Origin of the sequence: uncultured Thermus sp. (genome assembly GCF_938010445.1) — a bacterium.
GTDB lineage: Bacteria > Deinococcota > Deinococci > Deinococcales > Thermaceae > Thermus > Thermus altitudinis.
Genome location: NZ_CALLUR010000154.1, coordinates 1 through 9,071 on the forward strand (window position 1 = coordinate 1; position 9,071 = coordinate 9,071).

The following is a 9,071-nucleotide window of genomic DNA, read 5'->3' on the forward strand; positions in this document are numbered from 1 at the left end:
TCTCCTCCAGGATCGGGTCATCCCCACGCGTGTGGGGACTACGGGCTCTTCCTTCCTCAAGTAGGAGATGCCTCCGGGTCATCCCCACGCGTGTGGGGACTACATCATCTACGTCGTCGTCGACGATTGTGCACTAGGGTCATCCCCACGCGTGTGGGGACTACACATGACCCAGACAGCAAAAACCCCGCGTGACCCCCCTCTAAGGGTCTGTAAAAAGATTCAATCCAGGGTTTGGTTGTCAAGCTCCCCCTGTGCTCGCCTAGCTAAGCGCTTAAGTTTCTCCGCTTTGCGCATAGCCTCGGCGTTGCGCACAGCTACCAGCATGATACCATCAAAATCCCGCAGGACGCGGTCCTGATAACCGTGAAGCCGCAGGGCAAAACCCTGCTCGTTATTGGTGCGCCAGGCCATGGCACACCGACCCTCCCCCGCCTTCTCCAACACCTTTTCCCAAAGAAGGTCGCGCACCGTGGCGCTAACGCGACCCACAAAGACCCCCGTATCCAGTTCCAGAAGCCAGCGGGTTAGCTCGCCCCTAAGACTCCTAGGAACTTTCTCCAGGATCAGCACCACCATAGGCCACCCCGCCCTCCACCTCTCCCTCGAGGTCCCAAAGCCCCCCGGGCCGGGTGGGGTCGTCTTCCTCCCCTTCCTCTTCGGGTAGACCCAGCCCTGAAAAGAGCCACAGGAGGTCCTCCACCATACGCTCCAGCAACCTCGCCTCGAGGATTTGCTCCCTAAGCCTTTGGCGCACCCGCCTTTCCACCTCCAGGTCGCTTTCGGCCACGGTAAGAAAGGCAGCGGGTACCAGCACCTCGGTCTTGTAAAGGTCGGCCACGTCGTAGACGAAGGAAAGGAGCTTTCCCGTGTGGATGAAGCCCAGGGCTGGACTAAACCCGCTGGAGACGATGGCGGCATGAGCCAGCCCGTAGAGATAAGCGGCTCCCGCAGATAAGGCCCGGTTCACGGGATCGGAGGCGGCCCAGTTTCCTCGGTCATAGGACCGCCCCTGCCAGGGCACACCCGTTTCCCGGCTCCACCGGGCGTAAGCCGCTCTAACCCGGACCCCCTCGAGGCCCCTTACCCCCTCCAAGGTAAGGTCAGGGGGGAGAGGTTCTTGGAAACGCCTTTGGTACAAGCGGAAGACCACCTTAAGGTGAAGAGCTGGGTCAGCCCAGGCTTTGGCCTGGAGCTGGAGCCGGCGGGAGCTTCTGGTGTCCCCCAGGCCTTGGGCATAGAATCTGGCAAAACCTTCTCCCACCCAGGCCACCGTGCATCCATTGCCCGCCAAGGCCCGGACGGCGGCATGGGTGATGCGGGTTCCTGGCCCCAGGAAGAGGACACCCAAAGCCGCAACCGGCACTAAGGTGAGGCCATGCTGGTCATACACCCCAATGCCCTGGGCCTCCTGTTCAATGAAGGCGTGCTCCACATAGAGGTACGAAAGCCCGTCGCGGAACTTGGGTAGCTCCTTGAGGTTGCGGGTGTTGGGTACCGGGGGCATAAGCGCCTATGGGTGAAGGGAAAGGAGGCCCAGTCCAAGGGCCTTGCCCGGACCAATCCCCCTCCTCAAGGTTTCCAAAGCCTTTTCTGGGTTCACCACCTCGAGGGTCCCCTCAAAGAGCACCGCCTGGACTTGTAAAAGATGACCCCCCTTCCTCACCTCCAAGAAGGTGTCCTGGCGGATAACGGCCAGGGGCTGGTCCTCCCGGTAGGGCAAGCGGAACCCCCCCTCCCCAAGCTTCCGGGCCAGCCAAGCCAGCTTCTCCTCCCGGGTTTTCAGGGCTACCCTTTCCCCCCTCTCCTTGGAGCGCTTGCTGGGATTGGCCCTTAGGCGAAAGCGCAACACCTGGCCTTCGTGCAAGACGGGATGGAAGGGCTTCGGGGGATAGACCGTGGCATAACCCTCCTCCAATAGGCTCCAATCGGGTGGGCTGAGGGTCTGCACCAGCACCACCGGGGCATCCACGGTGCGGGTGGGCTCCAGTCGCCACAAGAGCCTTTCCCGACCTTCCTTAAGGGCTTCCGATACCCCCCGGGATAGGGTGCGATGCATCTCGTAGGGGTTGGCCAGGTCCCGGCGAGCCGCCTTGGAACGCAGGTTAAGCACCAGTTTGCTGATCCACATCCTCCCCCTCCTTGGCCCTGTCGGGTTTCAGGCGGATCTCGTCCTTAGGGATCAGAACCTCCGTCACATACCGGGCCGCAAAACGGCGCTGGGCAAAGGGCGCTATGGGCTGGTCGTAGACCAACCGGCCCTCCCTGGCCTCGAGGACCAACAACACGTCCTCCTTGGGCTTTTGCGAAAGCAGGTAAGGATAGTCCCTCAAGGCCTCTTCCAGGGGTTCCTCCCGCAAACCGTCTTCAAGGTAAGGGGGAGGGCTGGGAAGGTAACCCTTGCGGCCCAGGTAGAGCACGTACCGGGGGTTAAGGAGGGATTGGTGCACCTCCCGAAGGAGATCCCGGGGGCCCTCGAGGCCCACCAGAAAGGCCGCATCCGAAAGGAAATACCGCCAGCTTTGGACGTTGACCTTAGACTTACCGCTAGCCGCCAAGATATCCCGGGCCGTTTGGTAATCCACCCGCAACACGCCTCTTTGGTCCACCCGCAACCCCATGCGCAAGGCGCTCAGGTCCGCGATGTCCTCCCCCCTATCCCTGCCCAGGGCTGCCGCCACCAGGCCCAGTACCCCGCTTTTGGTGGGGTAGGGCCAGGTGTCCCGGTGGTCAAACCGGCTCCGCGTACCCCACGACTGCATGGGGCCCTGTAGCCTTAGGAGGAGCGTGGGCATTTCAGCCTCCCAGGAGTTCCCGAACCGCCGTTTCTGCCTCTTTCCTCAGATCGGGCAACCCCTCCGCCAAGGGCAAGCCGCCCACATGGGCCTCCACCAGGCACAAGGCCGCCTTCCACTCCGGATTAAGGGGGCCAAAAGCCCTATCAAACTTGGCCCACTCCTTTACCAAAGCCTCCACGGAGAGGGCTGAGAGGGACTTGCCATCCCTGGGCCAGATGGGGTTTTCAAAGGCCGTGGCCAGGTTCCGGGGCAACCCAACCCCCGCACGGAAGGCCAGGAAAAGAGGCGGGTTGTGGGCCGCAAAGGAGTTCTGCTTCCCGGAGGGCAAAGTGAGGGCAAAGGCCTCCAGGAAAGCCAAGGCACCTTTAACGGCCAGGTCCTTGTCCCCTTGCAGGTTGGCAAGGAGCTGGTCCAGATTCACCACCGCGTACCGGTACATGGTGGCGGAGTAAAACTCCACATCCCCCATCATCCCGGCCCCGGTTTCCTCCTTGGGATTCAGGTCATCCACGGCGGTATAGAAGTCAAACTCCCGGTCCACCTTGTGGGTGGAAAGGGCGTGGGCCACTTGGGCCGCTGCATCCACGCCCAGCTCAGGGCGGTCCGCCAGCATGCGGCCAAAGAGGGCCAGGTCCACCGCCCTTCCACCATCCAAGGCCTTCTCCAAGGCCTTTTTCAACTCACTGTCAACCTCTGCCCCCTTCTTACCCTTGGCCTGCATGGCGGTTAGGGGGTCCAGATTTTTCCGGATTAACTCCGCCAAGCGATTGAGCTCCTGATTCCCCAAGAAGAGAAGATATTCCGTCCTATTTCCCTCCTTCACGTTGAAGCCCACGGCGTTTAGGGCATTTTCCACGGCCAGGCGAGCCCGTCCCTCCTCTATTCCCGTAAGCCTCTGCAAAAGCGCCTCCACCAAGCGCTTGGTACGAATGGCCCGCTCGTCTTCCGAAAGGAGAGGCCAATCCCTAAACGCCACCCGCACGGCCCGCTTCTGCGCCTGGCTAGAGATGCGGGCCCGGCGGTATCCGCCAAAAAGAGCATCCTTAGGGCTTCCTGTGTCGTCCCGGTTCAGATTGCTGGGAGCCACCGTCTGGATCACATGCAGTTCCAAAAGCTTCATTCCGTCACCTCCTCCTTGTTCCCAGAGGCTTGCCCCTCCAAGGCCGCCTCCTCTTTACCCTGCCCCGTGCCGTAAAACTCCCTCGCCCACCGAGCCTGTACCCGCCGGCTTGCGTGGAACCAGCCCATCAAGTCGTCCAGCAGGCGGGCGAAGTCCAACGGCCCTTCCACCAAGAGCACCGCCTGGCGCAGGCGGTAAGCGATCTGGTCTCGGTCGGCGTCTAGAAGTGCCAAGAACCGCTTCTCCACGCTTTCCGAGCCCCTCTTTTGCCGAACCTCGTAGAGGGCTTGCGCCAGGGAACGCCCCCCCCGGTGCTCCCCATCCCGTAACGCGTATAGACCGGCCACCAGGTAGTAGGCTTGCCTCCGCCACCCCTCATCCCCAGTACCCCGAAAGAAGGGTTCCACGTAGGGCATGGCCGGTGGATAGGCTCCCGGATCAAAAGCTAGGCTCCGCCGAAGGGCTGCCCTAGCCGCCCGCCACGAGGCCTTGCCCTTGAGGTCCTGAAGCCAACCCAGAAACCGCTCCCCGCTTGTCCCTTGGCCGTTCACCCTTTCACCTCCCCTTTTGCCTCTGTGGAGCCCTTGGCACCTGGGGGCGCGTCAGCGTCCTCCAGCTTGCTCAAAACCCCAGCCAAAGCCCCCCTCGCCTTCACTAGGGCCTTAAGGTGCCTGGCCTCGGTCCCCACGAACCGTTCCGTCTCGCCCCAGGCCCATAGGGCCGCTTGGCGAAGAACCTGACGCCACAGGTCCACGGCCGCCTCATCCTGCAGCGCGCGGACAAACTTGGGAAAATCCGCATCCAAGCGATGCCAAAAGAGCCTCATAAGAGGCAGGGACTTCACAAAGTTTTCCAGCTCCGTCCTATCCCGATCGCCCAAGACCTCCCTGGCCAGCAGCCAGGTCACGGAGGTAAGCCCTGAGGCTGTGGATTCTGCCAGCTCAAGCCCCTTCTTTAGGAGGAGTTCCCCCTTCGGCGTCAGCATGGCCTTGGAAAAGGGGTATACCTCCCGGCGAATATCCAGGATTTTCGCCTGGTCCGACACCTGTCCCAGGACACGGAGAGAAAAGGCTTGGTCCAGGTGGTCAAAACCTGCCGCATGGGTCAGCACAGCCGGAAGCCGGCCACCCGAGGATGGCTGCATGGCCGCGAAATCCCGCCAGAAACTGCGGTCCATATTGAGGCGTAAGGCAAGAACATTCCCCTTTTTGTCCTCGCGGTAGGCCACCATGGGGTCCCGCCAGGCCACATCCACGGGTTCCACTCCTGGACCGTAAGCCGTCCACCTGACCCCATCCCCGTCATCCAGGAGGAGAATCCCCCGGCTCGGCCAGACATACACCAGGCTGACCCCTTGCAGGGGCCATTTGGTGCGGTAACCCCAAACCTCCTGGCTCTGGAGAGGAGGCCGCTCCCAGAGGGCCTTCTCGGTATCCTCCTGCGGCACCAGGTTGAGGATTAGGGTCTGGAACAGATTTTCCCCCTCCACCAGGAAGACTGCTGGGCGTGCCAGAGGGGCGTCCTTTGCTGAGACCACGCCCATGCGCCTTAGGAGCCCCCCGGGCGCAAAGGCCTGGTGTACCAGAAGGGCCCGGGCCGCCTCGGGGTAAGAAATGGGAAGAGGGCTATCGTCCAAAGAGTGGTCAAAAAGGGTAGGGTTGTTGCCGCTGGCCAACTGGGGGACCAGGGAGGTCCAGGGGCGGGGATCATCCTGGGGTAAGTCGGGAATCTGCAGAAAAGGTGCCGTGTCGTGGAAGAGGTAAAAGCGGTCGTGATAGCGGTCCAGGTATTCAAGAATGGCACCTGAGGGGAACCCCCCCTCTTGTAGGAGCCCTTCCAGGTCGTATTGGTCCTTTAAGTCGGGGAGGGCCCGGTACAGCACCGCCAACAGCAACCGGTGGAGGGCGGCCTCCTCGAGGGGCGAGGGGCTTTCAATGCGGGCGATCTCCTGGGCCTGTAGAAGCGCCTCCTTTAGGCCCACCTCCACCACCCTGCCGTCCCGCAACACCGGAATCCACGCTTCCTCTATCAAGTTAAACTTGGCCAAGGTCTCACCTCCCTTTGGGAAGCCCTGCCGGAGCACGTCATCCCCTGCCCACCCTTCCAAGACCACCCTAGCAGAACCATCCGACATCCCTTGACGGGTTTAAACCTGCCGGTAAACCACCCCAAGCTCGGGGTCCAGATCCACCGCCAATGCCCCTTTCTTCAAGGAAAAGCTCTCCCCCACCTCCAAAGGCCATAAGCCCCGCAGGAGGCCGCTTTTGCGCCAGGCAGGAGGGGGGGTTCGCCCCAACAGTTCCTGGGGAATGGGATAGCGGGAAAGGCGCACGGCCCGGCTCCAAAGGGCCACGACCTCCTCCTTTCCCAGCTGGCCTGCTAGCCGTACAGGGCGCTGGCCCTCGGCGTCCAAAAACCACTCCCCGTCCCTCCTATAGACGGGCACCACAGCAACGGAAGGGTCTCCCAAGCGGGTGAGGAAGCGTTGGGTCCTAGGGCTTTCCTCCTCATCATCCAGCCGTAAATCCGCAGCCAAAGCAGCCGCATCCACCCCACTTAGGAGCCTATCCAACTTGGCCAAAGCCAGGTTCTCGGCCGTTTGCGCCTCCTTCTCCTGCCTTTGGCTTAGGTCTTCGTAGGACTTCTCAGCCCTACCCCGCAGCTCCGGAGGGAAGTCCTGCCATGGGCGTTCGTACACCTCCTCCAAGAGGAGCTCCAGGTCCTGGGGCAGGCGGAGCTCTTCCTTTCCCCTCAAGGAAAACCACGTGGAGAGGAGCACATAGTCCTCGTATACCCGGCTCCAATGGAGTTCCCCACCAAAGGAGGGGCCCCCGCCCTCTGCCTCTGGCAGTCCCAGCAAACCCCCCACCGCCAGCAGGGGCGCCTCAAGACCCGGAGGGCGAGGCCGAGGGTGGCGGTGCAGGCGCCCTGCGCGCTGGAACAGGAGGTCTATGGGTGCCAGGTCGGAGTAGAGGAAGTCAAGGTCCAGGTCCAGACTCTGCTCGGCCACCTGGGTGGCCACCAAGATGGCCTTCTCTGGCCGGGGGCCATGCCTGCCAAAAAGGGCCAGGGCCACCGCCTCCCGGAGGGCCCTCTCCTCAGCGGGAAAGCGGGCGTGGAGCAGGAAGACCCAGGTGCCGTCCGCAAGGCGCTTGCCCACGGTGAACCGGCCCTTTTCCTCCCTAACCTCCCAAAGGCTAGCCCAAGCCCCTTGGTCCTGCCCTGGCCCCATGGCGCGGAGGAGGTCCTCGAGGGTAACCCTCTCCCCCTCACCCAAGGCCAGGTAAAGGTTCTGAGCCCGGTCCACCGTGTTCACAATGGCTCCCACGGCCCCGGGCAACCGGCCCTTCAGGAAGGAGGCCAGCTCCCCCAAGGCCACGGGGGCCGCCTCGAGGCGCAGGCGCTTTCCCTCCAGGGGAAGGTGCCTTCCCTCCATGCGGCCCTGGCCCAAGGCGCAAACCCGCGGATAGGGGGGAAGGCAAAAGGACACCCCCTCATCCCCTAGCCAGGCCCTAAGGAGCTCCTGGCGCTTCCTTTCGGGAAGGGTGGCGGTCATCAGGACCACGCTGGACCCCAACCCCTTAAGCCACGTGAGCAAGGCCTTGAGAAGCCCCGAGGTATAGGTATCGTAGGCATGCACCTCGTCCAAGACCACCACCCGATTCATCAGGCCCCATAGCCGCACGAAGTGATGTTTCACCTTCAAGACCCCCAGGAGGGCCTGGTCCAAGGTGCCTACCCCGTGCCCCGCCAGCATGGCCCTCTTCTTGGCAGAGAACCAGGCCGAGGCCGCCACGCCTCCTCCCTTTTCCTCCCCTCCCCTTTCCTCCTCGGGGTCGTAGACCTGCACTGGCTGGGCCCTTTCCAGGAGCTCAGCGTACAGGGGATTGAGGGGTGCTGCCCCATGCTGAAGCTGGAGCTCCCAATGTTCTCCCACCGCCAACCTTTCCAGAAAATCCCGCACTCGGGGGAACAGGCCATTGGCGGTTGCCTGGGTGGGCAGGGCCACATAAAGCCCCCGATGATCCAACCTTTGCCTGAGGACGTGGTAGGCATAAAGGGCCGCCTCGGTTTTCCCAAGGCCCATGGGCGCTTCCAGCAAAAGGAGGATGGGCTCGGGTGGCGCGGTCTCCAAAATCTGGACCACGCCCTTTTGCAAGGCATTGGGGCTAAAGGGGAAGAGTTCCTCAAAGGTCCTGGCTTCCCCTGGGCGCGTCTTGGGCCAAGGGAGGCTCTCCAGGGCCTTATGGGCAAGGTCCAAGGCCTCTTCCCAGTAACCCGCTTTCCCCGGGTCCCTACCGTAGGGGAAAAACCTGGGGTCCGAGGCGATCCAATCGGCAAAGGAGGCCAAGGCCATAACCCGGAGCACGGCCGTTGCCGAAACATCCTCCCGCCCTACCCTTAAGGGCAACTGCAAGCCGAGGCCCTCGGCCAACCTTTCCACCAGGTAGTCCCGGGCCTCCTTCCAATGGGGGTACTCCATCCTGACATGTAGCCGCCCCGTTTGTAGCTCATCCCCTCGCGCCAAGAAGCCGTGGTGAGCCCCCAGGGCCTTAGCCACCTTGTCGGCGACGCGCAGGGGAAACCCTTGCCGCTTAAGCGCATCCTTCACGTATATCTCTGTAAGCACCCCGTGGGCCACCCAGCTTTCCTGCACCGACTCCTGGTCCCAGGTCAGGCCAAGGTCCCAAACCCGCTTCGCCCCCTCCGGCCACGCCGCCTGGAAAACCGGGCTGGCCTTGCCCAAATCGTGCAGGCCCACCAAGAAGGCCACCAGCCTTAGGGCCTCCTCCTCCGGCAAGTCCCAGTCCGAAGCGTAGAGGGCTCGGGTACGCGCGGGCTCCCGCTCCAAAATGGCCCAGGCCACGGCCCCAGCGTCCAGCATGTGGCCCAGGAGCGGATGAAAAGGGTCCCCGCTCTTGGCCCAAAGGGTGAGGGCTGTCTGGGCTAGGCTCATGCTCTTACCCTAACCTCGGCCCCCGACAAGCTCTGACGCCTTCGCCCAAACCTGCCGTGCCTCTTCCAGCCAAAGGCGCCGCAGGCTCTCGGGGGCCAACACCTCCACCCGCGGACCAAAGCTCTGAATCCAGGAAAGGACCTCCCAGGGAACCCCTCCCTTGAAGGGCGCGCTCTGAAGCCTCGCCAGAAGGCTC

9 protein-coding genes and 1 CRISPR repeat array are annotated in these 9,071 nt (G+C 62.8%); all 9 genes read right to left on the reverse strand.

The genetic code is table 11. The features are described 5' to 3' along the window. Positions 1-12 precede the first annotated feature (12 nt). Positions 13-165: a CRISPR direct-repeat array (repeat unit 28 nt; unit sequence GGGTCATCCCCACGCGTGTGGGGACTAC). 57 nt (positions 166-222) lie between these two features. Then, a complete protein-coding gene (gene cas2e, locus Q0693_RS08480) occupies positions 223-579 on the reverse strand; it encodes a type I-E CRISPR-associated endoribonuclease Cas2e (protein WP_298630715.1) in 357 nt (118 codons plus the stop codon). After that, the gene (cas1e, locus tag Q0693_RS08485; protein ID WP_298630717.1) at positions 548-1,507 is read right to left on the reverse strand and encodes a type I-E CRISPR-associated endonuclease Cas1e; all 960 of its coding nucleotides are present in this window, start codon (positions 1,505-1,507) and stop codon (positions 548-550) included. The genes cas2e and cas1e overlap by 32 nt, the downstream gene beginning before the upstream one ends. Positions 1,508-1,513: 6 nt before the next feature. After that, complete coding sequence (cas6e, locus tag Q0693_RS08490; protein WP_298630719.1) at positions 1,514-2,131, reverse strand: type I-E CRISPR-associated protein Cas6/Cse3/CasE; 618 nt, start codon at positions 2,129-2,131, stop codon at positions 1,514-1,516. After that, entirely contained in the window at positions 2,106-2,795 is a 690-nt protein-coding gene (gene cas5e / locus Q0693_RS08495; protein ID WP_298630721.1) for a type I-E CRISPR-associated protein Cas5/CasD, read from the reverse strand. Before cas5e ends, cas6e begins: the two co-directional genes overlap by 26 nt. Position 2,796: 1 nt before the next feature. Further along, complete coding sequence (gene cas7e / locus Q0693_RS08500; RefSeq protein WP_298630724.1) at positions 2,797-3,918, reverse strand: type I-E CRISPR-associated protein Cas7/Cse4/CasC; 1,122 nt, start codon at positions 3,916-3,918, stop codon at positions 2,797-2,799. Continuing rightward, positions 3,915-4,469, reverse strand: a complete 555-nt coding sequence (gene casB / locus Q0693_RS08505) for a type I-E CRISPR-associated protein Cse2/CasB (RefSeq protein ID WP_298630726.1) — start codon at positions 4,467-4,469, stop codon at positions 3,915-3,917. The genes cas7e and casB overlap by 4 nt, the downstream gene beginning before the upstream one ends. Further along, positions 4,466-5,965: a type I-E CRISPR-associated protein Cse1/CasA gene (casA, locus tag Q0693_RS08510; RefSeq protein ID WP_298630728.1), complete on the reverse strand. Its 1,500-nt coding sequence runs from the start codon at positions 5,963-5,965 to the stop codon at positions 4,466-4,468. Before casA ends, casB begins: the two co-directional genes overlap by 4 nt. Positions 5,966-6,064: 99 nt before the next feature. Further along, positions 6,065-8,875: a CRISPR-associated endonuclease Cas3'' gene (locus Q0693_RS08515; RefSeq protein ID WP_298630730.1), complete on the reverse strand. Its 2,811-nt coding sequence runs from the start codon at positions 8,873-8,875 to the stop codon at positions 6,065-6,067. A gap of 9 nt (positions 8,876-8,884) precedes the next feature. Then, positions 8,885-9,071 (reverse strand): WYL domain-containing protein (locus Q0693_RS08520; RefSeq protein WP_298630732.1); only part of this gene is annotated, 187 nt, incomplete at its 5' end.

What these genes read in the sequence shown, in the direction of transcription:
- cas2e (WP_298630715.1), bottom strand. Translation starts at nt 579, where the DNA reads ATGGTGGTGCTGATCCTGGAGAAAGTTCCTAGGAGTCTTAGGGGCGAG.
- cas1e (WP_298630717.1), bottom strand. Translation starts at nt 1,507, where the DNA reads ATGCCCCCGGTACCCAACACCCGCAACCTCAAGGAGCTACCCAAGTTC.
- cas6e (WP_298630719.1), bottom strand. Translation starts at nt 2,131, where the DNA reads ATGTGGATCAGCAAACTGGTGCTTAACCTGCGTTCCAAGGCGGCTCGC.
- cas5e (WP_298630721.1), bottom strand. Translation starts at nt 2,795, where the DNA reads ATGCCCACGCTCCTCCTAAGGCTACAGGGCCCCATGCAGTCGTGGGGT.
- cas7e (WP_298630724.1), bottom strand. Translation starts at nt 3,918, where the DNA reads ATGAAGCTTTTGGAACTGCATGTGATCCAGACGGTGGCTCCCAGCAAT.
- Q0693_RS08515 (WP_298630730.1), bottom strand. Translation starts at nt 8,875, where the DNA reads ATGAGCCTAGCCCAGACAGCCCTCACCCTTTGGGCCAAGAGCGGGGAC.